Annotated in this window: 24 protein-coding genes; 20 read left to right on the plus strand and 4 right to left on the minus strand. The window is 37.0% G+C overall.

Annotated elements, in window-relative coordinates; all coding sequences use genetic code 11:
* The first annotated feature begins 106 nt into the window (after positions 1 to 106).
* The 6 genes from ruvA to ACFFHK_RS00490 all read left to right on the plus strand — a co-directional run bounded on the left by ruvA (position 107) and on the right by ACFFHK_RS00490 (position 4,009).
* Positions 107 to 724 carry a Holliday junction branch migration protein RuvA gene (gene ruvA / locus ACFFHK_RS00465; protein WP_382367676.1) on the plus strand — a complete coding sequence of 206 codons (618 nt, stop codon included), beginning with the start codon at positions 107 to 109 and terminating at the stop codon, positions 722 to 724.
* Positions 725 to 739: 15 nt separating this feature from the next.
* A complete protein-coding gene (ruvB, locus tag ACFFHK_RS00470; RefSeq protein ID WP_382367679.1) occupies positions 740 to 1,750 on the plus strand; it encodes a Holliday junction branch migration DNA helicase RuvB in 1,011 nt (336 codons plus the stop codon).
* 211 nt (positions 1,751 to 1,961) lie between these two features.
* Positions 1,962 to 2,504 carry a translation initiation factor IF-3 gene (gene infC / locus ACFFHK_RS00475; RefSeq protein ID WP_382368898.1) on the plus strand — a complete coding sequence of 181 codons (543 nt, stop codon included), beginning with the start codon at positions 1,962 to 1,964 and terminating at the stop codon, positions 2,502 to 2,504.
* A 101-nt stretch (positions 2,505 to 2,605) separates the two neighbouring features.
* Complete coding sequence (gene rpmI, locus ACFFHK_RS00480; RefSeq protein WP_013745268.1) at positions 2,606 to 2,803, plus strand: 50S ribosomal protein L35; 198 nt, start codon at positions 2,606 to 2,608, stop codon at positions 2,801 to 2,803.
* A 59-nt stretch (positions 2,804 to 2,862) separates the two neighbouring features.
* A complete protein-coding gene (gene rplT, locus ACFFHK_RS00485; protein ID WP_066108956.1) occupies positions 2,863 to 3,216 on the plus strand; it encodes a 50S ribosomal protein L20 in 354 nt (117 codons plus the stop codon).
* A gap of 82 nt (positions 3,217 to 3,298) precedes the next feature.
* Positions 3,299 to 4,009 (plus strand): ACP-like domain-containing protein, encoded by a 711-nt coding sequence (locus ACFFHK_RS00490; RefSeq protein WP_382367685.1) that lies wholly within the window; start codon positions 3,299 to 3,301, stop codon positions 4,007 to 4,009.
* A gap of 84 nt (positions 4,010 to 4,093) precedes the next feature.
* On the opposite strand, the gene ACFFHK_RS00495 is transcribed toward ACFFHK_RS00490, so the two are convergent.
* Complete coding sequence (locus ACFFHK_RS00495) at positions 4,094 to 4,384, minus strand: YfcZ/YiiS family protein (protein WP_382367688.1); 291 nt, start codon at positions 4,382 to 4,384, stop codon at positions 4,094 to 4,096.
* Positions 4,385 to 4,609: 225 nt separating this feature from the next.
* Between ACFFHK_RS00495 and ACFFHK_RS00500 the strand changes: the two genes are divergently transcribed.
* Positions 4,610 to 5,953, plus strand: a complete 1,344-nt coding sequence (locus ACFFHK_RS00500; RefSeq protein WP_382367691.1) for an outer membrane protein transport protein — start codon at positions 4,610 to 4,612, stop codon at positions 5,951 to 5,953.
* A 77-nt stretch (positions 5,954 to 6,030) separates the two neighbouring features.
* Here the strand turns inward: ACFFHK_RS00500 and moeB are convergent, their stop codons facing one another.
* The 3 genes from moeB to fabB all read right to left on the minus strand — a co-directional run bounded on the left by moeB (position 6,031) and on the right by fabB (position 9,357).
* Positions 6,031 to 6,759: a molybdopterin-synthase adenylyltransferase MoeB gene (gene moeB, locus ACFFHK_RS00505; protein WP_382367694.1), complete on the minus strand. Its 729-nt coding sequence runs from the start codon at positions 6,757 to 6,759 to the stop codon at positions 6,031 to 6,033.
* A gap of 2 nt (positions 6,760 to 6,761) precedes the next feature.
* Positions 6,762 to 7,991 (minus strand): molybdopterin molybdotransferase MoeA, encoded by a 1,230-nt coding sequence (gene moeA / locus ACFFHK_RS00510; RefSeq protein WP_382367697.1) that lies wholly within the window; start codon positions 7,989 to 7,991, stop codon positions 6,762 to 6,764.
* Positions 7,992 to 8,136: 145 nt separating this feature from the next.
* Positions 8,137 to 9,357 (minus strand): beta-ketoacyl-ACP synthase I, encoded by a 1,221-nt coding sequence (gene fabB / locus ACFFHK_RS00515; protein WP_382367700.1) that lies wholly within the window; start codon positions 9,355 to 9,357, stop codon positions 8,137 to 8,139.
* A 300-nt stretch (positions 9,358 to 9,657) separates the two neighbouring features.
* On the opposite strand from fabB, the gene mnmC reads away from it, so the two are divergent.
* The 13 genes from mnmC (at position 9,658) to ubiG (ending at position 25,226) form a co-directional block, all read left to right on the plus strand.
* A complete protein-coding gene (gene mnmC / locus ACFFHK_RS00520) occupies positions 9,658 to 11,706 on the plus strand; it encodes a bifunctional tRNA (5-methylaminomethyl-2-thiouridine)(34)-methyltransferase MnmC2/FAD-dependent 5-carboxymethylaminomethyl-2-thiouridine(34) oxidoreductase MnmC1 (RefSeq protein ID WP_382367703.1) in 2,049 nt (682 codons plus the stop codon).
* Positions 11,707 to 11,713: 7 nt separating this feature from the next.
* Positions 11,714 to 12,541 carry a dihydropteroate synthase gene (gene folP, locus ACFFHK_RS00525; protein ID WP_382367706.1) on the plus strand — a complete coding sequence of 276 codons (828 nt, stop codon included), beginning with the start codon at positions 11,714 to 11,716 and terminating at the stop codon, positions 12,539 to 12,541.
* Positions 12,542 to 12,600: 59 nt separating this feature from the next.
* A complete protein-coding gene (gene glmM / locus ACFFHK_RS00530; protein WP_382367709.1) occupies positions 12,601 to 13,935 on the plus strand; it encodes a phosphoglucosamine mutase in 1,335 nt (444 codons plus the stop codon).
* Positions 13,936 to 14,008: 73 nt separating this feature from the next.
* The gene (locus ACFFHK_RS00535) at positions 14,009 to 14,740 is read left to right on the plus strand and encodes an OmpA family protein (protein ID WP_382367712.1); all 732 of its coding nucleotides are present in this window, start codon (positions 14,009 to 14,011) and stop codon (positions 14,738 to 14,740) included.
* Between the two features lie 126 nt (positions 14,741 to 14,866).
* Positions 14,867 to 15,979, plus strand: coding sequence for an LPS O-antigen chain length determinant protein WzzB (locus tag ACFFHK_RS00540; protein WP_382367715.1), 1,113 nt, complete (start codon positions 14,867 to 14,869; stop codon positions 15,977 to 15,979).
* A 1-nt stretch (position 15,980) separates the two neighbouring features.
* Positions 15,981 to 17,387 carry an oligosaccharide flippase family protein gene (locus ACFFHK_RS00545; RefSeq protein WP_382367718.1) on the plus strand — a complete coding sequence of 469 codons (1,407 nt, stop codon included), beginning with the start codon at positions 15,981 to 15,983 and terminating at the stop codon, positions 17,385 to 17,387.
* Positions 17,384 to 18,382, plus strand: a complete 999-nt coding sequence (locus ACFFHK_RS00550; RefSeq protein ID WP_382367721.1) for a polysaccharide pyruvyl transferase family protein — start codon at positions 17,384 to 17,386, stop codon at positions 18,380 to 18,382. The genes ACFFHK_RS00545 and ACFFHK_RS00550 overlap by 4 nt, the downstream gene beginning before the upstream one ends.
* Positions 18,379 to 19,287, plus strand: coding sequence for a glycosyltransferase family 2 protein (locus tag ACFFHK_RS00555; protein WP_382367724.1), 909 nt, complete (start codon positions 18,379 to 18,381; stop codon positions 19,285 to 19,287). Before ACFFHK_RS00550 ends, ACFFHK_RS00555 begins: the two co-directional genes overlap by 4 nt.
* 13 nt (positions 19,288 to 19,300) lie before the next feature.
* Positions 19,301 to 20,560, plus strand: coding sequence for a hypothetical protein (locus ACFFHK_RS00560; RefSeq protein WP_382367727.1), 1,260 nt, complete (start codon positions 19,301 to 19,303; stop codon positions 20,558 to 20,560).
* On the plus strand, positions 20,547 to 21,680 hold the full coding sequence (locus ACFFHK_RS00565; protein WP_382367730.1) for a glycosyltransferase: 1,134 nt from the start codon (positions 20,547 to 20,549) through the stop codon (positions 21,678 to 21,680). The genes ACFFHK_RS00560 and ACFFHK_RS00565 overlap by 14 nt, the downstream gene beginning before the upstream one ends.
* A gap of 18 nt (positions 21,681 to 21,698) precedes the next feature.
* A complete protein-coding gene (locus ACFFHK_RS00570) occupies positions 21,699 to 22,511 on the plus strand; it encodes a glycosyltransferase family 2 protein (RefSeq protein ID WP_382367733.1) in 813 nt (270 codons plus the stop codon).
* A 73-nt stretch (positions 22,512 to 22,584) separates the two neighbouring features.
* Positions 22,585 to 24,477 (plus strand): LTA synthase family protein, encoded by a 1,893-nt coding sequence (locus ACFFHK_RS00575; RefSeq protein WP_382367736.1) that lies wholly within the window; start codon positions 22,585 to 22,587, stop codon positions 24,475 to 24,477.
* Between the two features lie 38 nt (positions 24,478 to 24,515).
* On the plus strand, positions 24,516 to 25,226 hold the full coding sequence (ubiG, locus tag ACFFHK_RS00580; protein WP_382368901.1) for a bifunctional 2-polyprenyl-6-hydroxyphenol methylase/3-demethylubiquinol 3-O-methyltransferase UbiG: 711 nt from the start codon (positions 24,516 to 24,518) through the stop codon (positions 25,224 to 25,226).
* The last annotated feature ends 10 nt before the right edge of the window (positions 25,227 to 25,236 follow it).

Genomic DNA, 25,236 nt, shown 5'->3' on the forward strand with positions numbered 1-25,236 from the left:
ATGTAACTTTTATATTGAAAACCTAAATACAGTTTAAAATTAAGTTAACTGGATATTTATACAGTTTTCTTGTATGCTATGCGACAATTTTTTTGAGAGGTGAAGTATGATTGGGCATTTACGCGGGATATTATTAGAAAAAGCACCGCCTGAAATTTTGTTAGATGTCAATGGGGTGGGATATGAGTTGTTATTACCGATGACAAGTTTTTATCATTTACCTGAAGTGAATCAAGAAGTCTCGCTTTATACACATTTAGTTGTCAGAGAAGATGCTCATCTACTATTCGGTTTTTATCAAAAACAAGATCGTACACTATTCCGTGAATTGATTAAAACTAATGGCGTTGGACCTAAATTAGCGCTTGCTATCCTTTCGGCAATGTCAGTAACTGAATTTTCTTATGCGATTGAGCATGAAGAACTTTCTAAATTAGTTAAAATTCCAGGGGTAGGAAAGAAAACTGCAGAACGTTTATTGGTTGAACTGAAAGGAAAATTTAAACAATACCGTAATGAAGATTTCTTTGTTGAACAAAAAGTAGGAAGTCATTCTCCAGAGCCAACTTTTGCTACGACGACTTCGCCAGCAGAAGATGCTATTTCTGCATTAATTGCATTAGGTTATAAGCCAGCAGATGCTGAGAAAATGGTCAAGCGAGTTGCCCAACCTGAATTAAATAGTGAACAGTTAATCCGTGAAGCATTAAAAAATGCGTTGTGATAAATGGTATAAAAGATGATTGAAGTAGATCGTATTATCAGCCCAACCGCCAAAGCCGAAGAAGAGTATATTGATCGTGCGATTCGTCCTAAATTGTTACAAGACTATGTTGGTCAGCCACACGTTTGTGAACAGATGGATATTTTTATCAAGGCTGCCAAAATGCGTAATGATGCGTTAGATCATCTCTTGATCTTTGGGCCACCAGGATTAGGTAAAACCACTTTAGCTAACATTGTGGCAAATGAAATGGGCGTGAATATTCGCACGACTTCAGGGCCTGTGTTAGAAAAAGCAGGGGATCTCGCTGCGATGCTAACCAATCTCGAACCGCACGATGTATTATTTATTGATGAAATCCACCGTTTATCGCCAGCGATTGAAGAAGTGTTATATCCAGCAATGGAAGATTACCAACTGGATATTATGATTGGTGAAGGCCCAGCTGCTCGCTCAATTAAATTAGATCTCCCGCCGTTTACGCTTGTTGGTGCAACCACAAGAGCGGGTTCTTTAACATCACCGTTAAGAGATCGTTTTGGAATCGTACAGCGTTTAGAGTTTTACTCGATACCCGATCTCACTTCCATTGTGATGCGGAGTGCAAATTGCCTGAATTTACAAATTGCTGATGAAGCAGCCCACGAAATTGCACGCCGTTCTCGTGGTACACCACGCATTGTTAATCGTTTATTGCGGCGTGTGCGTGATTATGCCGATGTCAAAAATGGCGGATTTATTTCGGCAGAAGTTGCTAAGCTTGCCTTAAATATGCTTGATATTGACTCAGAAGGGTTTGATTTTATGGATCGTAAACTACTTATGGCAATCATCGAACGATTTGATGGTGGACCTGTTGGCTTAGATAATTTGGCAGCAGCGATTGGCGAAGAAAAAGAAACGATTGAAGATGTTTTAGAACCTTATTTAATTCAACAAGGTTTTTTACAACGCACACCAAGAGGCAGGATCGCCACTTCACATACCTATCGCCATTTTGGTTTGGCTCAGTTAGCGGAAAGATAAATAGTATTGAGTGATACAAGCTGACAGGATTAGATTTGAGGTGAAGTAGGAAAAAATGCAGACAAAACAAGAGTTCTTATTGCATCGCTATCAGAAATCTTATAGAATTTGCACGTTTTTTGCCAAAGAAAAGGATTGGTGAACAACAGTTGATTTTCTGCTTAATGAAAAGCAGTACAGTTGTAAGTGAAATTATTAGAGGAATAAGACTATTAAAACCGTAAAAAAAGCCCCAGCAACTAATCGCCCGAATCGTATTAATGAAGAAATTCGTGTGAAAGAAGTCCGCTTAATTGACCAAGATGGTGAACAAGCGGGAATCGTATCTATCCAACAAGCATTGGATATGGCGGAACAAGCCGAACTCGATCTAGTTGAAATAAGCCCTAATGCAGAGCCACCAGTGTGCCGCATTATGAATTACGGTAAGTTCCTCTATGAAAAGAGCAAAACTGCAAAAGAGCAGAAGAAAAAACAAAAAGTTGTTCAAGTAAAAGAGATTAAGTTCCGTCCTGGAACTGACGAAGGCGACTATCAGGTAAAACTACGCAGCCTGATTCGCTTTTTAGAAGACGGGGATAAAACCAAAATCACACTGCGTTTCCGTGGTCGTGAATTAGCTCACCAGCAAATTGGTATGGAGATGTTAGAGCGGATTAAAGCAGATTTAGCAGAATTAGCTGTTGTTGAATCTGAACCATCTAAGATCGAAGGTCGCCAAATGGTGATGGTACTTGCCCCGAAAAAGAAATAATTAGTGCAATTCAAGTAATAAATGTAACGATGAATTAATCGTTACTTTTTATTCGCCTAATTATTGGTGATTAATAGTAAAAACAATGCGGAGTTAAACTCATGCCGAAAATTAAAACAGTACGTGGTGCTGCTAAACGTTTCAAAAAAACTGGAACTGGCGGTTTCAAACGTAAACAATCTCATCTTCGTCATATTTTGACTAAGAAATCAACTAAACGTAAACGTCATTTACGTCATAAATCAATGGTGGCGAAAGCAGACCAAGTTTTAGTCGTAGCTTGTTTACCATACGCATAACCCACGGGTTAGCGAACGTTTCGTTATTTTTTAAGTACAAATAGACAAAGGAGATTCCTATGGCCCGTGTAAAACGTGGTGTAATCGCAAGAGCTCGTCATAAGAAAGTTCTTAAGGCAGCTAAAGGTTATTATGGTGCACGTTCTCGTGTATATCGTGTTGCTTTCCAAGCAGTTATTAAAGCTGGTCAATATGCTTATCGCGACCGCCGTCAACGTAAACGTCAATTCCGTCAATTATGGATTGCACGTATCAATGCGGCAGCACGTCAAAATGGTTTATCTTACAGCCGTTTCATCAATGGTTTGAAAAAAGCATCTGTTGAAATCGATCGTAAGATTCTTGCCGATATTGCAGTATTTGACAAAGTTGCATTTGCTGCTTTAGTTGAAAAAGCAAAATCAGCACTTTAATAAACTAAATTATTTCATTTTAGTTCGTGAGAAAGGATAGTGAGTAAATCGCTATCCTTTTTTGCTAAGTGAGGACTTAATTATGAATTTAAAAACATTTTTACAACTCTTGTTGGCAGTTTGCTTACAAATTGGAACATTCCAAGCGATAGCTGCTACCAATAATTTTGCAGTGCAGTTTCCTAAGGGTGAAAGTTCAGCAGAATTAAATGGTACGATTCAGGGCTATGATGTAGATTATTATGTGTTTTATGCGAAGAAAGGGCAGTTAGCGACATTAGAAGTAGTGCAAAGAGATCCGCAAGTGCAATTTTCATTAGCCTATGCAAAGAAGACTAAACAAGTTGATTTAAATGCTAGCCAACAAGTATTACCTTATTCTGGTAAATATATTCTGAAAGTTCATCAAACTCGTAATGATGCGCGTAAGCAACCGAAAGCGAAGAGAATTTATGCAGTAAAATTATCGATCTCAGATCTAACGGCGCAAAAGCAACAAGCAGACAAATTAACGCAAGTGATTTATCGTTGTGATAATGGAAAAAGTTTAGCGATTACTTATCAAGATGAACAAGCAAAGGTAAATTGGCAAGGCAAAATACAGGTATTAAGGCTAAATAAAGAATTAAGTCAACCGAATAGCCCTGTATTTACTAATTCTGCTTATCTGTTAAGTTTGACAACATTGCAAGATAAAGCATGGCAGCAGAGTCAAATTCATTCTTGGTTAAAATTGGGTAAAACTGCCACAGAAGATAAAGTGTTATTACAAGAGTGTGTGGTAACGAAGTAATATTTGGTGTTTCGACCTTTAGGTCGAAACTCAAATCTAATTAAATGGAATCACCCTTTAGGGTGAAACCAAATTTTAAGATTATTAACGGGTGGAAAGTTGGAAAATCATTGTTTCTGCTTGGCAACAGAAAGTAAAACTTGCCTCTAATTGATAACCTCCCTCGACAGCGATAATTTCGCTGTTGATTTCACAAGGATCACTTTCCGCAGCACGTGCTTTTTCAGTTAAATAAGCAAGGGCTTCTTTCGCTAATTCTTCGCTAGCATAAACTTGGCTAAAGTTCACACTACAATCTTCATTATCAATAACTGTGCCAACATCAACACAGCAACATACTTTTGCCTCTTCAGCTTTACATTTCATTTGGCTCATAAAATAACTCCATTTCAAAAAAAGATATAAAAAAACAAATTTATTTTAACATGAGGAAGAAAGAAAACCTCAAGGAGTGAAATTATTTTGATTTATATCAAAGCTAAATCCTCGTTACTGGTCTAATCACTGGATAAATGGTGCGAAATAGAGTTGAGTTACATAATAAATTTGCCTAATATGCGGGCTTTCATAAATATTATTAATAACCACAAGGAATAATTAATGCGTTTATTTTCTAAAACTTTACTTGCGACATTAGTTGCAACAGCTTCATCTGGAGTATTTGCTTCTGCATTTCAATTACATGAAACCTCAACTTCTGGTTTAGGGCGGGCTTATGCGGGAGATGCAGCGATTGCGGAAGATGCTTCAGTAATTGCGTCAAACCCTGCGTTAATGGTGCAATTTAAACAACCTGAAGTCTCTTTTGGTAGCATCTATATACGTCCAAATATTGATTTACAAGGTACTTTTTTAGGAAAAAATGCTGATCATAAAGATATCGCACCAAAAGCATTGATTCCTTATCTTTATACAGTTTATCCAATCAATGATCGTTTTGCTGTGGGTGGTGGTGTAAACGTTAACTATGGTTTAGCAACTGAATTTAATGATGATTACAGTGCAGGTCCATTTGCGGGTAAAACTGATTTAAAAACATTTAACTTTAATTTAAGCGGTGCTTATCGAGTAACCAATAATTTTAGTATTGGTGCAGGGGTAAATGTGGTATATGCAGATGCGGTTGTTGAACGTCGATTAGGTTTAGCGGGAGCTGCAGCGGCTCAAAAACTTACCGCATTAGCTGCAGCAAATACTGCAGCTTCAAATACTACAGCTGCTACACAATATACTGCATTGGCAGGTGGTGTTGCATCATTAGATAAATCAACTCTATTGCATAAGTTAGAGGGGAATGCTTGGGGTTTTGGTTGGAATGTTGGTGCAACCTACGAGTTTAATGAAAATAACCGTATCGGTATTGCTTACCACTCTCATGTAGACATTGATTTTGATGGAAAATATACAACAGAGGTTCCAGCTACCTTATGGAGTGTATTAAATATTAAAGGTGGTAATGGAAATGGTTCATTAACTTTACCTTTACCTGCTTATTGGGAAATTGCGGGGTATCACCGTGTATTACCACAATTTGCCGTTACTTATAGTGTAAAACGTACAGAATGGAGTCGTTTTAAAGAATTATATGCACATCGTAATGGACAAGAGTTATTCCAAAAAGAGGAAAAATTTAGTGATACTACCCGCATTGCGCTCGGTTTTATCTATGATGTCGATGATAAATTAACTTTACGCGCAGGGGTTGCACATGATGAGAGCGCGGTAAATAAACACGCTTCAATCTCTATTCCAGATACCGATCGTACTTGGTATGCTTTAGGGGCAACTTATCGCTTTACGCCAAATCTTTCTGTAGATGCAGGCTTTGCCTATATCAAAGGGAAAAAAGTTTCATTTGAAGAGTCGCAAAATGGTTTGACAGGAAACTTTACGTCTAAATCAACGGCAACCTTATATGGTTTAGGATTAAATTATCGTTTCTAATTTTAAGGTTGATACAAAAATCCCTTTTCAATGATTGAAAAGGGATTTTTAAGTTTAATAAGTCTGGTAATTAGAGATTAACTGTGTGGTAAATTAATTGAGCGAATTTGCATCGTTAAACCATCAATCATTAATAAACGTCCGCAAAGCGACGTGCCAATATTTAATAATACTTTAATCGCTTCTAAGGCTTGAATTGAGCCAACGATGCCTACAATAGGCGATAGTACGCCAGCTTCGACACAACTTAATACATTTTCTCCAAATAGACGACTTAGATCACGATAGGTCGGTGTATTAGGTTGATAAGTAAAGACACTTACTTGTCCCTCCATACGAATTGCAGCACCAGATACGAGAGGTTTTTTCTGTTGTTCACAGAGTTGATCGAGTTGGTTGCGAGTGTCGACATTATCTGTGCAATCTACGACGAGATCGTAATGTGCGATGAGATCTGCTAATTGTTGATCATTTAATTGTGCATTTATCGTGTTAATTTGAATCAATGGATTGAGAACAGATAAGGTTTGCTTGGCAGATTCTACTTTAGGCATTCCGATGCTGGCATCATTATGTAGTACTTGGCGTTGCAAATTAGAAAGTGCAACCGTATCAAAATCAACTAGCATTAATTCACCAATACCTGCTACAGCAAGATATTGCGCGGCAGCACAACCTAACCCACCTAGCCCAATAATTAAAATTTTGCTCCCTTTTAGGCGTTCTTGACCATCAAAATCAATCGCTTTCATAATAATTTGACGGTTGTAGCGTAAGGTTTCGTGATCAGTTAGTTCAATTTGCATAATTAATCAAGTAAGAAATTAAATGGTTCAATGGTTACTGTTTCGCCTGCCGTTACATTGCCGCGATCTTTTTCTAACACAATAAAACAGTTACTTTGCACAAAAGAACTGAACATATGCGAGCCTTGGAAACGTACAGGAGAGACTTCAATTTGTCCTTGCTCATTGACATAATAATGACCGCGTTGAAAATCTAATCGTCCAGCACTTTTTTTAAGGTTTGTGGTGGTGATAGCTTTAAATTGTTGAGGTGCTTTGTATTGGCTAAAGCCACTCAATTTTGCAATAGCAGGTTGAACAAGTTGATAGAAAGTAACAAAAGCTGAGACGGGATTTCCAGGTAAGCCACAGAACCAAGCATTTTCTAATTTACCAAAAGCAAATGGTTTGCCAGGTTTGATGGCGAGCTTCCAGAAATTAATTTTGCCTAATCGTTCAAGGACAGTTTTAGTAAAATCCGCCTCTCCCACCGAAACGCCACCGCTAGTAATAATTAAATCGGCTTGTTGTTCTGCTTTTTTAAAGGTGTGTTCAAATTCTGTTTCGTTGTCAGGCAGAATACCGTAATCTAGCACTTCACAATTTAAACGTTGTAGCATTAATTTTACGGCAAATCGGTTGGTATCATAAATTTGTCCTGCTTGTAGTGGTTGTCCTACTGGCACCAGTTCATCTCCAGTAGAAATAATCGCTACTTTTAAGCGTGGGAAAACCTCAACATATTCAATGCCTAATGAAGCTAAAAGTGGCAGAGCGACAGAAGTTAATTTTGCTCCTTTGTTTAGCACGACATCACCAACCTTAACATCATCACCAACACGACGGATATTTTCGCCCAGTTTTGGCATTTGTGAGAAAGATACGGTGCCGTCAGCGTGGACGTGAACATTTTCTTGCATCACAACGGCATCAGTGCCAGTTGGTATCATTGCCCCTGTCATAATTCTGATAACGCTATTGGCTTGCCATTCACCTTGAAAAGGTTGTCCAGCAAAGGCTTTACCTACAACCGTTAATGGCTTACCTGAAGCTAAATCTGCAAGGCGGACAGCATAGCCGTCCATCGCGGAATTATCAAATGCGGGAACATTGATTGGCGAAATAATATCTGTTGCACAAATACGGCAATCTGCATCAGTTAGTGGAAGCTTTTCAGTTGGTCGGTTAAGTGAAGCGGGGAGTTGTTCTAGGAGTTGTTGACGAGCTTGTTCAAAAGTTAATAAATCTGCCATAACGTTACCTTAATAAGAAAATATTGAGCAGAATTTTAACTCAATTAGGGAAAAGGGTTAAATAGCAAATAGAGAGGTTTTTTATTTTTCTTTAAAAAAAATCCCCTCATTTTGGAGGAGATTTGAGACATGATAAAACAAGAAATTATTGTTCGAAGCGTTTAAAAACTAACGTGGCGTTAGTGCCACCGAAGCCAAAGCTATTTGACATCACCGTTTGTAATTTCGCATTATGGCGAGTTTCCGTTACGATATTACAATTTTCAGCACGTTCATCTAATGTTTCGATATTAATACTTGGTGCAATGAAGTCATTTTCCAACATCAGTAGGGTATAAATAGCTTCGTGAACGCCTGCAGCACCTAATGAATGCCCTGTCATTGATTTCGTTGATGAAATTGCAGGCATATTTGCAGCAAATACTTCTTTAATGGCTTCCAATTCTTTTACATCGCCTACTGGCGTTGAGGTACCATGAACATTGAGATAATCAATCGGGGTATCTACTGTGGCTAACGCTTGCTTCATACAACGAATTGCACCCTCACCACTCGGCGCAACCATATCATAACCATCAGAAGTTGCACCATAACCAACGATTTCTGCATAAATTTTTGCCCCACGGGCTAACGCATGTTCGAGTTCTTCGACGACCACAATGCCGCCACCACCAGCAATGACAAAACCATCACGGTTTGCATCATACGCACGAGAGGCTTTTTCTGGTGTGTCATTATATTTAGTCGAAACTGCGCCCATCGCATCAAACTCACAAGCACATTCCCAAGATAACTCTTCCGCACCACCAGCGAAAATAATATCTTGTTTACCTAGTTGAATTAACTCAACGGCATGACCAATACAGTGTGCTGAGGTTGCACAAGCAGAACTGATGCTATAATTTACGCCTTTGATTTTAAATGGGGTGGCTAAACAAGCGGATACGCTTGATGCCATAGTACGAGTTACAGCATAAGGACCAATCGCTTTTACGCCACGAGGAGTACGCATTGCATCTGCTGCAACAATTTGGCTATGAGCAGAGCCAGTTCCAGCTCCGACCACTAAACCAGTTCTTTCGTTAGAAACCATTTCTTCACTTAGACCTGCATCAGCAATCGCTTCTTGCATAGAGAGATAAGCATATGCCGCTGCATCGCCCATAAATCGCATAATTTTACGATCAATATGTTCACTTGGGGTCAATTTGATTGAACCAGCAACATGAGAACGCATTCCCATTTCCACAAATTCAGGCATGGTCGTAATACCTGATTTTCCCTCTAATAATGAAGCTAATACTTCTTCTTTATTATTTCCAATACTAGAAATAACGCCAAAACCAGTAATGACAGCTCTTTTCATTCGTAGTCCTTATGTAGCTTGAGTGGAATTAAAATAAATTTGAAATTGTCGCCCTTTATACTCGGAATTTTACAGAATACAAGCACTTTTTAATTTAACCATGAACAGATAAGACCATTTATGCTGTTTTTATGGGCTAAATAAAACAAAATTGTCTATTGAGTAATCTAAATAATACATAACTGTTGCCATATCATGCAGCAGACATTTTTTAACTCTTTAATATATTTAGATGAAATTCGGCGCTGATTATAATATTATTACCCACCTTTGATAAAGTTATCTATACGTTCTATGTCTATGCAAAAAGTATCCTTTGCAGAAGTTTCTTTTCAAGCAAGTATCCCAACATCAACTCAATTTGAGGATATTTATTTTTCACCAGAAGATGGATTAGCTGAAAGTCGTTATGTTTTTCAACAGGGTAACAATCTTTGGGAGCGTTGGCAAACACACGATGATGCCTGTTTTGTGATTGCTGAAACAGGTTTTGGTACAGGTTTAAATTTTTTTGCAGTACAAGCGTTATTTAGCCAATTTCGGCAGATGTTTCCACAAGCAAAATTACAGCGTCTTTTTTTTATCAGTTTTGAAAAATATCCATTAACAGCGGAAAATTTTGCACAGGCTTATGCGGTTTATCCACAATTTCAATCTGCTGTGCAACAATTATTATTACATTGGCAGCAACCGATAGCAGGGTGTTATCGTTATCACTTTTCGGCAGCAGTAACGTTAGATCTTTGGTTTGGAGACATCGCAGACAACTTGCCACAACTGGGTGATTACTACAATAATCGTATTGATGCGTGGTTTTTAGATGGTTTTGCGCCGCGTAAAAATCCCGAAATGTGGACAGATGCGCTGTTTCAACAAATGTTTCGTTTAACAGCTGTAAATGGCACTTTTGCCACGTTCACCGCAGCAAGTATCGTGCGTAAAGGTTTATTAGCGGCAGGCTTTCAGGTAGAGAAAAGAGAAGGATTCGGGCGGAAAAGGGAATGCTTGATCGGGCGAAAAGTTTCTGATGTACATACGCCATTATTGACCCCGTGGTATTTAGCGAAATCGGCAGCAAATCCGCAAGAGGTCGCGATCATTGGTGGGGGAGTGGCAAGTGTTTGTTTGGCATATGCGTTATGGTTACGAGGAAGTAAGGTAACGATCTATTGTGAAGATGATGAATTAGCTTTAAATGCGTCAGGGAATAAACAAGGGGCATTTTATCCGCAATTAAGCGATGATGATGAGCGTCATTGCCGTTTTTATGCCCATGCTTTTGCTTATGGGCAGCAATTTTTATCACAGATGGCAAAACAAATTGCGTTTGAACATCAGTGGTGCGATGTGTTGTTATGTGGCTATCAAGCATCAGTGCAGCAGAAACTGAAAAAAATTGCTGCTAGAGGGTTTTCTGATACGCTATTCCAGTTACAAACAGCAGAACAATTAACTAAACGAGCTGGGTTGGCAATACCTTGTGATGGCGCGGTTATTTTGGGGGGCGCGTGGTTAAATCCTCGTCAGTTTGTACAAAATTTTGCTGCTTTTTTACAGCAACAAGGGATGAAAATTGTTAGGAAAACAGCGATTCAGTCAATGACATATCAGAATAATCAGTGGTGTTTAACTACTACAGATTTACAGCAATATTTACATTCGACAGTGGTAATTGCGAATGGGCATAAATTGACACAATTTAGTCAAACACAGGAGCTTCCGACCTATTCTGTACGTGGACAAGTGAGCCACATTGCGACCACAAATACATTACAGCAGTTAAAAGCAATTTTGTGTTATGACGGCTATTTAACACCAGTCGATCAGGCAAAACAATTCCATTGCATTGGCGCAAGCCATATCCGTAATGATGATCAACGGCATTTTAGCCAACAAGAACAACAAGAGAATCAACAGAAAATCCAACAAAATCTAGCGCCCGCTGAGTGGCTGACAGAGATTGATACTAGTACAAATATGGCGCGAGTCGGTGTACGTTGTAGTGTTCGTGATCGCTTGCCGATTTGTGGCAATGTAGGTGATTTTGCACAACAAACGGTTGATTATCACAATTTGTTTAATTTACGGCGCCGTTGTAAACCTATCGCATCAGCGGCGTATCATTCTAACCTTTATATTTTAGGCGCATTAGGTTCTAGAGGGTTAACTTCTGCGCCATTATTGGCGGAAACATTAGCTTCATTAATTTATAGTGAGCCATTGCCACTCAGTGCTGATATTCTTACTGAATTACAGCCAAATCGCTTCTGGGTGCGTAAATGGTTAAAAGGGACACCTGTGCCAAGTAGAGTGGTAACAAACAGTAGTAACGAAAACGATAGAAAGTAAATCATAGATGAAAATATATAGTAAAAATCAACGAGAATTAGATCTCTCTCAACCGCAAGTCATGGGAATTCTAAATGTTACCCCAGACTCTTTTTCAGATAGTGGTAAATTCTTGGCGTTAGATAGTGCGCTCTATCAAGCCGAAAAGATGCTTGAACAGGGTGCGAGTATTATTGATATTGGTGGGGAATCTACTCGCCCAATGGCAGATGAAGTATCACTTGAACAAGAATTAGCGCGAGTGATCCCTGTTGTGGAGGCTATTCGTCAACGTTTTGATTGTTGGATTTCAGTAGATACTTCAAAGGCTACTGTGATGCGGGAAGCGGCAAAAGTCGGTATGGATTTAATCAATGATATTCGCGCATTGCAAGAAGAGGGCGCGTTAGCGGCGGCAGTAGAGTTAGATCTTCCTGTTTGTTTAATGCATATGCAAGGGCAGCCGCGTACTATGCAGCAAAATCCTGTTTATCAAGATGTTGTCTCTGATGTCTTGATCTGGTTGTTACAACGTACAGCAGAGTGCGAGAGTGCGGGGCTTAGACGAGAAAATGTGATTATTGATATGGGATTTGGGTTTGGTAAAACAGTGGCGCACAACTACCAATTACTGCAGCAAGTAGAACGTTTTGTCGCCACAGGGTATCCTGTATTGATTGGCTTATCGCGTAAATCAATGATTGGTAATGTGTTAAATAAACCCGTAGATCAACGTATGGTGGGGAGTGTTGCTGGCGCATTAATTGCGGTGATGAAAGGTGCGAGGATTGTGCGAGTGCATGATGTCGCGGCAACGATAGATGCGATAAAAATTTGGCAAGCAACGATAAATTAAATTTGTAGTAGAATAGCAAGCAAAATTTTGTTTGATAGACAATAACAAAAGGAATGATTATGGCAGAACGTAAATATTTTGGTACTGATGGTGTGCGTGGTCGTGTAGGTAGTTATCCAATTACACCAGAATTTGCGCTGAAACTCGGTTGGGCAGCAGGAAAAGTATTAGCTACACAAGGATCGCGAAAAGTATTAATTGGTAAAGATACGCGCATTTCAGGGTATATGTTGGAATCGGCATTAGAAGCTGGATTAGCAGCGGCAGGATTATCTGCGGCATTTGTTGGTCCAATGCCAACGCCAGCGATTGCCTATTTAACACGAACATTTCGTGCTGAAGCAGGAATTGTGATTTCCGCCTCACACAACCCTTACTATGATAATGGCATTAAATTTTTCTCTGCAGATGGAACGAAATTGCCTGATGAGGTTGAATTAGCGATTGAGGAAATGCTTGAACAGCCGATGACTTGTGTTGAGTCTGCGGATTTAGGGAAAGCTAGCCGTATTAATGATGCAGCGGGACGTTATATAGAATTTTGTAAAAGTACTTTCCCTGTTCATTTGAGTCTAGAGGGATTAAAAATTGTCGTGGACTGTGCAAATGGTGCCACTTATCACATTGCCCCAAATGTGATGCGGGAATTAGGTGCAACGGTAATTGAGATTGGTACGAAACCAGATGGCATGAACATTAACGAGCGTTGTGGGGCGACTGATGTGCGAGCTTTACAGGAAGTTGTTGTGCAGAGTAAAGCAGATGTAGGGTTAGCATATGATGGTGATGGCGATCGGATTATGATGGTGGATCATTTAGGGAATAAAGTCGATGGTGATCAAATTCTCTTTATTATTGCTCGTGAAGCGTTACGTTCTGGTAAATTATCAGGCGGTGTTGTTGGCACATTAATGAGTAATATGAGCTTGGAGCTTGCTTTAAAAATGTTGGGTATTCCATTTGTGCGGGCGAAAGTGGGGGATCGTTATGTATTGGAACAAATGCAAGAGCGAGGCTGGAAATTAGGGGGTGAAAACTCAGGACATATTATTATTGGAGATAAAAATACCACGGGTGATGGCATTATTGCTTCATTACAGGTGTTGGCTGCAATGATAGCACATGGTTTGTCTTTAAATGAGTTGGCTAGTGCAGTACAGTTGTTCCCTCAAGTATTGATTAATGTTCGCTTTGATGGTGGGGTAAATCCGTTAGAGAGCGAAGCAGTAAAACAAGTTGCTGCTGATGTTGAGAAAAGATTACATGGCAAGGGGCGGGTTTTATTACGTAAGTCGGGAACAGAACCTCTTATTCGAGTGATGGTGGAATGTGAAGATGAGACACTCGCTAGAAGTTGTGCTGAAGAAATTGTTGAGATTGTAAAGAATAGTTAGTTAATGAAATGCGATAAGAAATTCATTATACTTATTAAGTTAAATTCATAAGTTAGAAAGTGAAGAGGATAAAATGAAATTAAAACGTTTATTACTCCCAGTAATATTATCAGTCGTGTTATCGGCTTGTGGTAATTTAAGCGATATACGTGAAGATGGGACGACGGATAAACCGATCTGGCCAGTAATTGAGAAAAGTAATCGAGGTTCTTGGCCTAACTGGACGAATGTTCGTAAAGTTGATAAAAACATGAGTAAAGCTCAAATTTATGACTTAATTGGCGCGCCACATTTTAATGAAGGTTTATTTAATGTTCGTGAATGGGATTATGTCTTTAATTATCGTCAACATGGTGAACATAAAATTTGTCAGTTTAAAGTTCTTTTTGATAAAAATATGGAATCGCAATCTCTTTATTGGTTACCAGAGAGTTGTAAAAATCATCAAGAATATGAATTATCAATCGATGCGCTATTTGAATTTGATTCGGCAAAATTAAAAAATAATAGTAAAAAAATTGTTCAAGCAGTGGTACAGAAATTACCTAAAGATCAAAAAGTTCATATTACAGGATATACTGATCAGTTAGGTTCAGATGCTTATAATCAGAAATTATCTAAAGCACGAGCGGAATCTGTGAAGAAATATATGGTTGAGCTAGGTGTGCCTGCAGACCAAATTACTACGGAAGGCGCAGGTAAAACAATGGCTGCTAAATCATGTGATAACTTAGATGGCAAACCGTTATCAGAATTAATACCATGTTTGGCACCAAATAGACGGATAGTAATTTCTACTAATTAAATAAATTGCAAGGGCTAGTAATAGCCCTTATCTCAATTTAGCTAGTGAAATCTGTAGAATATAATACCCACCTTTAAAATACCTATCATTTTTATACAAATATGAGTTCATAGGATACTTATTAATATGGCATATGAAAAAACTTACCTGAAATATCAAAAAGAGTTTAATCTTATTCTATTTTTTCAATATATTTGGCGTAAAAAATGGTGGATTGTATTGTCAACGTTATTTTTTACTGTCGCATCTTATTTTTATGCTAATTCCGTTAAGCCTGAATGGACAACTACAGCTGAAGTAATTCCTGCACAAGTAAATTCTGTAGAGAAATTACTTGATTTAAAGCAACGTTATGCGTTGATTAGTGGAGAAAAATTTAATTCTAATGGAGTAACAGCAGAATTATTTAATCAATTCGTAACAAATACATCTATTTTTGACGTGCGTAAGAATTACTTTTTAGAATCAGAGTTATATAAAACATTAGCTAAACAGACAGAGAAAGATAAACAGCAAGATTTATTAATTCAATTAATAAAAAGTATTACTGTTTTTACGCCAGAAATAAATAAAAAAGGGAATAATATCACAGTAATTACGACTGAAAATAAAGCGATTGCAGATGTTTCTTCTGCAAAATTAAGTTTTATTAATAATGATATTCAATTATTACAAGAAACATTAGATGGTTTTATAAAATTTACTAATCAGATTACTTATCAACAAGCAATAACTGACTTTTTAATTAAGGTAAAGCAAAAAATTACAGAATTAAAGCATCAACAAAAACAAATTGAAGAACAGTTATTATTAAAGAAACAAGAACAAATTCAATATTTACAATCAGCATTAGCAACTGCACAACTTACGGGTAATACTCCTAAAAATGATAGTGTGCGATTAAATATTGAACTAGATAAAGGAGATATTAATTTATCAACGCCCTATTTATATTTATTGGGTAGTCAAAATTTATTAGCGCAATTAACAAACTTAAAACAACAGAAATTTATCTATCCTACTGATTATTATCAGGCAAAACAGAAAATTGTTGATCTTGCTGCATTGGTTAATGATGCAGAAATATTAAAAATAGATGTCTTTCAATATAAAAGTGAATCAAGTTATCCATATAAAATAAAACCACAAAAAGCATTAATTCTCGTGATTGGATTTTTATTTGGTTTGATTTTTCCTTGTTTGGTTTTACTATTTATTTTAGTCTTAAAGAAAAAATAATATGGGTAGTGCTATCGGCGATAAGCTGCTGAAAAATACATTCATTTATAGTATCGGTAGTTTTGGTTCAAAGATCCTTTCTTTTTTATTATTGCCTCTATTTTCACTTTATTTATCAACAGTGGAAATGGGGCAATATGATTTAATTTTAACCTTTACAATGTTGGCTACGCCTGTAGTAACACTGCAACTATCAGATGCGATTTATCGTTGGTTAATTTCTGATGAAAAAGCGCTTGGTTCAGAAGCTAATGTGATTAGTAGTGCTTTATTCCTTTTTGCTTGTGCTAGTTTATTATTATTTGTGGTGGCAGTAATAATTAATTATTTTTATCCACAGCCTTATTTAGTAGAAACCTTAGTATTATTACTTATTTCCTCTTTATTTTATATTTTGCAACAGGCATTAAGAGGTTTAGGGTTAACTAAACAATTTGCTTTATCTGGTATTTTATATTCGTTCTTACTGTTATTATTGTCAGTGGCGGCTTTATACTGGTTTAGTGATAAATTATTTGCGGTATTAGTTAGTATGATTATAGCTAATGCTGTAATAACATTAATTATTTTATGCCGTTGGAAACTATATCAATATCTTTCTTGGCAAAAAATTGATCGTTGTTTATTAAAGCCAATGCTCGCTTATTCATTACCATTAGTACCTAATGCTGTGAGTTGGTGGCTGATGACAATGGCAAATAAATATATTATTTTCCGACAAATTGATACAGCAGCTAATGGGATTTATGCTGTTTCTTCTCGTTTGCCAAGTATTTTAATGATTGTTTTTTCATTATTTTTATTAGCTTGGCAAGATGTGATTCTAAAAAATAATCAAGTAGATTATCGTGAAGTTACGACAACAACATTTGCTCAGTTAGCAAAATTTATGTTTTCAATCGGTTTAATTTTTATCAGTATTAGTGAGCCATTAATCCATTATTTATTTGCTCCAACATTTTATTCTGCATGGCAATATATGCCGTTATTGATATTAGCCACAGTATTTACTTCTTTTTGTGCATTTTTAGGCACAGCATACCAACAAAAGAAAAATACTGTAAATATTTTAACAACCACTTTATTAGGAGCAGTAGTCAATATTGTAATTAGTTTGAGTTTAATGGCTACATTAGGACTGTTTGCTGCTGCATTAGGAACATTAGCAAGTTTTATGCTCGTGTTTTTTATTCGCCAACGAGATGTAAAATCGTTTTATCCTATTCAACTTGCTTGGCAATCATTTTGGTTTCCTTTGGGATTAAGTTTTGCTTATTGTTATTTAGTGAATCTTAATCAATTTAGTATTAATTTCATTTTACTGGTTGCTGCGATAGTTCTATTTTTTATTTTGAATTGGCAGTTAATTAGTAAAATTTTACATAAAGTAAAAGAGAGCGTTTTATGATCAATCCAAATAGACAACAATTATCTCGTTTAAGTGAAATTATTTATGATCGCTTAGATCCTTTAATTGATAATGATTATGTCCTGCTAGATATTCCAGATCATAAAAATATTGGTGATCAGGCTATTTGGGCAGGAGAAATGGCATATTTAGCACGCCTTCCTTATAAATTAAAATATGCCGCTCCCTACTATAATGTGGATCTGAAAAAAATTGAAAAAGATGACATTATTCTTTTTCATGGTGGTGGGAATTTTGGTGATGTGTGGGACGTCTGCCAGAAATTACGTGAAAATGTCATTATGCAATGCCCAAATAATAAAATTATTGTATTTCCACAAACAGTTTATTATCAATCACAACAAGCATTAGAAAAAAGTGCAGAAATTTTTAATGCACATGGTAATGTAACTATCTGTGCGAGAGATCAAGTTTCTTATGGTTTATTAAATAAATATTTTACAAAATGCCAAATTTTATTATTACCAGATATGGCATTTTGTTTAAATTTTGACTCTTTTATTACTGAAGAAAAAACGGGTAAAACATTATTTGTCAAACGTACAGATAAAGAATTAAATACAGCAGCTGATTACCACGAAGTCGCAGAATTAGAAAATGTTACCACTTCAGATTGGCCTACTTTTGAACCAGAGTTTAAACAATTAATTAAATATAACCCAAATTTTACTAATTTCTTTTTCAGAGAGTTTTTATTTCGGGTAGCGAATCGCTTACCGATATTTATGCCACTTTATGTACAGCCATTAGAAAAAATAGAAAATCGTCATGATTTTTATATGGAACTTGGGATTAATTTTCTAAATCGTTTTGATCAAATTTATACAACACGTTTACACTGTTTTATTTTGGGTATTTTGTTAGGTAAAACCGTTTATATTTATGATAACTCTTATGGCAAAAATGCCTCGTTTTATCAAACATGGTTACAAGATTTTAATCAATGTCATTTATTGAATGAGTCAACAAAATGAGAAGTGATATATTAGTTTCTGTGATTATTCCTTGCTATAACGGCGAGCAATATATCGAAGCTGCAGTGAATTCTATTCTGCAGCAAAGTTATCATCACTTAGAAATATTAGTCATCAATGATGGGTCAACAGATAGATCGGCGGATATTTTACAACGTTTCGCGCAAGAAGATTTACGAGTTCGTTATATTGAAAATGAACAAAATCTTGGCTTAATTGCAACCTTAAATAAAGCAATTCAATTAGCGCAAGGTCAATATATTGCGCGTATGGATTCCGATGATATTGCATTGCCCGATCGGATCGAGAAACAGGTGGCATTTTTCGAACAACACCCAGATATTGCGGTGCTTGGCGGGGCAATCGAAACCTTTGGTGAGGGTATCGCAAATCAGATATTATCTTTGCCAACAGAAGATATGCAGATTAAAGCATATCTTTTCTTGGCATCGGCATTTCACCACCCGACAGTCATGTTTAATCTTGATGCTATTGATAAAGCGGAATTAGTTTATCAGCAACAATATTATCGCGCAGAAGATTATGGGCTTTGGGTTACATTGCTCACAAAAGGATACAAATTTGCTAATTTGTCAGAGGTTATTTTGCGTTATCGTATTTTGCCTAATAGTGAAACACGTTTGTTGGCAAAAAATTTAGCACAAAAAAATGACGTGTTGCGTAAGATTCATCAATATTTGTTCACGCATCTAAACTTATCATTAACCGATGAGCAAGTTACGCAATATTCATTAGCTATTAACCGAGCGAATAGCCAGTCGTTACAACTCGGGCAACTTTGTGCGATTTATCGCCAAGTCAGTAGTCAAGTGGTTTACCCTGTGAAAAAATTGCTGTTAGTTCGTTGGTTTAAATTATTGGCGTTAAAATTATTGCAGCGTTAATTTTCAGATAAGTATGAAAAAAATTGTCTTTTATTGGCTGTTTCTTACGTGGTTATTTAATATTAAATATAACTTCATACCATTACACCCATCAGTTACGTTGGGAGTAATTGGCGCTTGTTTGTTAGTGCGTGATTATTGGCGGCAACAACATATCGCTTTGCAATTCTTGCCGTTGGGGCTGATTGTCATTCCTTTTGCTTTATCGTTATTTCCAGCCAAATTGTTCAACCCTGCAGGGTTTGAAATTGCTTATCTGATTCAAAATGGGATTACGCCAATCATTTATCTCTGTGCGACCTATTTTTTCTATCGTTTTGCGCTGCATATTTATCCGAAAGTGAATTACCAATGCTTAACCGCAATTTGGATTAATGCTGTAGTGGTGCAATCTATTCTGACGCTTGCCGTGAATACGTTGCCATTTATGCAAGATATTTTGTTGTGGTTGATTCGGTACAGTGAGGGAAGAAGTTTAATTGTTGCTTCTTTAGTACAAGGGAACCGTTTTATTGGTTTTGGTACGCAGTTTTTTGGGGCGGGTATTATTTATGCGTTTACGATTATTCTATTGTCATTTCGTTTAGCACAGCAACAGAAAGGCACATTGTTTATTCGTGATTTAGTGATATTAGCAGTAATCAGTTTAGTCGGTTTATTATTAGCGAGAACGGTATTAGTCGGCATTGTAATCGGAGGAATTATTTTTTGTTATCAGCGCTATTTTCGTGATTATTATCGGACAGCGTTATTCTGCTTTTTACTGTTACCGAGTGCATTATTGCTACTCCTTATTTTTTTATATGCTGTATTAAATAATTTATTTGGTGTGGATTTACTGCATTCAAAACTTTTCTATTTTGTCGCAGAATTGTTTATTAATCTCTTTTCGGGGTCAGGGTTGGAAACGGAATCCACTGATCTTTTATTAGAGATGTATCAAATTCTCCCAACGACAATGACAACATGGTTGGTTGGTGATGGTTTTTACTTGACGCGGAATAGTATCGATGGTCTTTATTATATGGGGACAGATGTCGGCTATTTGCGGATTATTTTTGCCGTAGGAATTATTGGGTTAGTGGTGAATTTAATGGTGCATAGTTATTTGAGCGCTAAGATTATGCAATTACGCCCACAACGAGCCTTACTTTATTTTGCGTTACTCACCCTCTATTTTATTTTGTTAATTAAGGGAATGGTGAGTTTTATTGCTTTACTTGGCTATTTCTATTTAGCTGAGTTGGCAGAGGTGAAATATGCAAACAGATAACAAAATTCATATTTTATATTTATGCGGTATTGCCGTACATGGTGGAGTAGGGAGCTATTTAACAAGTGTAGCGCAACATTTCCCGCAAGATCAGTATGTTTTACACATTACTTATTATTTGGCAGAACGTTTTGTTGAATTTGAACAAGCGATTTTAGCACAGAATGCAAGTGTCGTTTTTCATCACTTGCCTGCTTTTTCGATCAAGAATTTATTGACTGGGAAACTGTGGCGAGCAACGAAAGCGTTATACCAACAATATCATTTTGATTTGGTACATGCCCATAACCCTTATCTCTCTTTTATCCATTTTTATTGGGCGAAACGGTATGGCATTCATGGACGCATTTTACATTCGCATAGTAGCCAGCCGTCAGGCAATAAGATCAAAGCTCAGATTAATCGCCTGTTTTATCAACTTACCAAGTTATTTGTAACGGATCGGATTGCGTGTAGTCGCGTTGCAGGAGCGTTTTTATTTAAAAATCAACCTTATCAAATTATCTATAATGCGATTGATTGCAAACGTTTTGCCTTTGATGCCAAGATTCGCCAGCAGTTGCGAAGCCAATTTCAACTGACAGAGGAGACGATTGTACTCGGGCATGTAGGCAATTTTGAGCCAGTCAAAAATCATCAATTTTTACTTAATTTGCTTGAGCAATTAGCGAAAACAACCACAAACTATAAACTTTTTTTCATTGGTGTTGGGGAAACACAAGCCGAATATCAACAGTGGGTAGCACAACATCAACTCAAGGATAAGGTTGTGTTTTTAGGCTATCGCAAAGATGTACCGCAATTATTGAATTTGTTTGATATGTTTTTATTGCCCTCTTTTTTTGAAGGTTTCCCGTTATCTACTTTAGAATCACAATGCAATGGATTACCAACGCTAGTAAGTGATAGCGTAACTGATGAAGTGGCAATAACAGATCTTGTGCAGTTTTATCCGATTGATCAAGGTGAAGTAATATGGTCAGAGGCGATTCAACAAGCGATTTTAGCCAATAATCGAGAAAATTATGCAGCTGCGTTGCAAGCGAAAGGATTTAGTATTGATCAGCATATTCAACAATTAATTGCTTGCTATCAACGTGTCTTAGCACGAAAGTCATAAAGTTTGAAGGAATAAGAAATGCATTTTTCAGTATTGATGTCTTTGTATTATAAAGAAAAAGTGGAATATTTAACGCAGTGTTTTCAAAGCCTGTTGGCACAGACGGTACCTGCAACTGAAATTGTTTTAGTGTTTGATGGTCCAATTCCACAACCTTTACAAGATTGTGTGAATGAATGGCAAACTCGCTTACCATTAAAAATTGTCCCGTTACCAGAAAATGTTGGTTTAGGTAAGGCGCTAAATGCAGGGTTAGCGGCGTGTAGTTATGAATGGGTATTTCGTATGGACACTGATGATCTTTGTGTTACAGATCGTTTCGCGAAACAAGTGGCGTATATTGAAGCACATTCAGAAGTATCCATGGTAGGTGGACAAATTGAAGAATTTGATACTGATAATCCAGCAGTAAAATCAATTCGCCGTGTACCGATCGAAGATAGCGAGATCAAAAAAATGGCACCAGTACGTTGTCCATTTAACCATATGGCATTAGCGTATAAAAAATCAGCTATTCAAGCTGTTGGCGGGTATCAACATCACCTCTTTTTAGAAGACTATAATTTGTGGCTGCGTTTTTTAAGTGCAGGGTATATTGCGCATAACTTACCTGATATTTTAATCAAAATGCGCGCAGGGCAAGGAATGTATAATCGTCGTCGTGGGGTGCAATATTTTAAAAGTGAATGGAAATTAGCAAAATTAAAGATCAAACTAGGAATACAAAATCCAATCAATGCATTGGGGATATTTATCGTGCGTGCGACAACGCGTATTCTACCTGGAAAGCTCTTGGGGCAAGTGTATAAATTATTGCGTAAATTAGGCTAGTTGATCATATTGCGATCGAGCTAGCTAATTATGCTAGATGGATTAATAAATTACTGTTTTATTGGGAGATGTCATGCCACATTTGCAATTACCTGTGAGATTGTTTGTATTTTCAATAGGATTATTTGCGGTTTTTCGGTTATTGTTTGTATTCGTTTATCCAGACTATTTTTTCACTGAGTTGGATATTAAACAGTTATTACAAGCTTTTTTATATGGGATTCGTTTTGATCTGAATATCACCACTATTTTTCTTGCGCCGATTTTATTAGTGAGTGCCGTTCCTTTACCTTTTTTGTTTAGAAGAAAAATACAAAAAGGGTTAGCCTATCTGGCGTTAGTCGTTTTTCTCGCTTTTAGCATTATCACATTAAGTGATTTAGCCTATTTTGGTGAAGTCTATCGTCATCTTGGACGTGAGGTAATGATGCTCGGTGAAGATCTCTCTTTTTTATGGGAGTTAGCGATTGGTTCACGTTTAATTTATACGGTTTGTGGGCTAGTATTTTTGTTATTACTGGTCATTAGTTTTCACTATAGCATTATTCGACCGCTTGGCTTGCTGCAAGGTTCAATGAGATCTTCCTCGTTAGTAAAACGCATTATGGGCAGTTTGCTTTTTATTATTGTGTGTGTTTGGTTGGCAAGAGGAATGATTATTCAAGGAAGACCGATTAGTTATGCCGATGCGTTTGAAAATACCGCTTCAATTCATCAAGCAAATCTTATTTTAAATGCCCCTTTTGTAGTGTTAAAACAAATTCGCGCAAAAGATCAATTTAAACCATTAGCGTTATTGAATGCAGAAGAACAGAAATTAGCCATGCCTTTCGATCGAGAAATATTTCACTTTCAATCCAATTCAGCACCAAATAAAAAAAATGTTGTGCTTATTTTATTAGAAAGTTGGAGTTATAAATATATTGATGGTTTGGCTAAACGAGGCTATAAAGCCACCCCTTTTATGGATAGCTTAATTCCACAAGCACAAACTTGGGATCACTATTATGCAGCTGGTAAGCGAAGTATTATCGGTATTCAAGCAATTCTCTCTTCAGTGCCAGTGTTGCATAACTATCCAACACTAGGGTTTGGCTTAGAACTGAATCGAGTAAGTCAAATTGGTAAGCTATTAAATCAGCAGCATTATCGTACCATTATGATGCAGACCTCTAATCGTCGTTCATTTAATGTTAACAGTGTTGCGAGCGTATTAGGCTTTCAAGAATATTATGGCAAGGAAGATGTGCCAGTGATTAAACAGTATCCGCAGGCACCGCCGCATTTTGGCTGGGATTATGATAGCTTACAATTTTTATTGACGAAGATTAATCAAACGCCTCAAGAGCAACCATTTTTTGCATTCCTTTTTACAGGGACAACGCACGAACCGTTTGCTAATGCAGGGGAAGCCTTTCATTTATACCCTTATAGTATGTCAGGCGAGCAAGGTTTCTTAAATGCGTTATATTATTCAGATTGGTCATTGCAACAATTTATGCAAGCTGCTGCTAAACAGCCTTGGTACCAAGACACTATTTTTATTTTTACTGCGGATCATACGCTAAACTCATTGCCATCAGATAGTTTAGAAGAGCAATTTCATATTCCATTAGTTATTTTTACGCCAGATGGAAGTTTGCCTGCAAAACGTCATCAGCAATTTGCCACGCAATACGATCTACTACCAACAATCTTAGATTTATTAGGTATTCAAGCGCCAATCACAACATTTGGGCAATCTTTAATTCACCCCAAAAATACTAATCCAGCAATTTTGGTCGGGAATACAGGAATCGTTGGCATGCTGAGTCCATTAGGCAGTGCGACTTTTCTTGGGCAAAAAGTGTTGAGCAATTCTAATAATACGCCAGAATTTCAACAGCAAATATTACAATTTAAACAACGCATTACTTTAGCAGATCAATTATTGAATAAAAATCAATGGGTTGTGGAACAAGAGTAGAGGATAAAATGAGTGCAAATAATAGCATAGATCATCATATGAATGTTGATCAGCAAGAATTGGCGAAATTTGCCAAAATGGCGGAGAGTTGGTGGGATCCAAATGGGGATTTCAAGCCAATTCACCAACTGAATCCATTACGAGTGAATTATATTTTGCAACACGCTGGAGTCTTGGCAGGAAAATCAATTTTAGATGTTGGCTGTGGTGGCGGTATTCTTGCAGAAAGTTTAGCGAAAATGGGTGCTGTAGTAACAGGGATTGATATGAGTGCTGCCCCGTTGGCAGTCGCACGGCAGCATTCAGCGGAACAGGAATTGACGATTGAGTACCAACAAATTACCATCGAATATTTCTTAAAAAATCACCAACAGCAGCAAGCAGAGAAATTTGATGTGATCACCTGTATGGAGATGTTAGAGCACGTACCCGATCCTTTATCTGTGATTCGTAGTTGTCAACAATTACTGAAACCTGATGGAGTGTTGTTTATGTCAACCATTAACCGTACGTTAAAAGCGTGGGCTTTGGTGGTGATTGGCGCGGAATATGTGTTGAAACTTTTGCCACAAGGGACTCACGATTATGAAAAATTTATTAAGCCTGCAGAATTACTCAATTATTGTGATCAAACTGGGTTAGTCTGTGAACAATTAAAAGGCTATCATTACAACCCTATCACAGGGCATTTTTGGTTAAATAATGATGTGAGTGCGAACTATTGGGGCGTATTTAAACTAGCAGAGTAGGTTTGAAAAA

The sequence above is a fragment of the Gallibacterium trehalosifermentans genome, from assembly GCF_042433055.1.
In the GTDB taxonomy this organism is placed as follows: domain Bacteria; phylum Pseudomonadota; class Gammaproteobacteria; order Enterobacterales; family Pasteurellaceae; genus Gallibacterium; species Gallibacterium trehalosifermentans.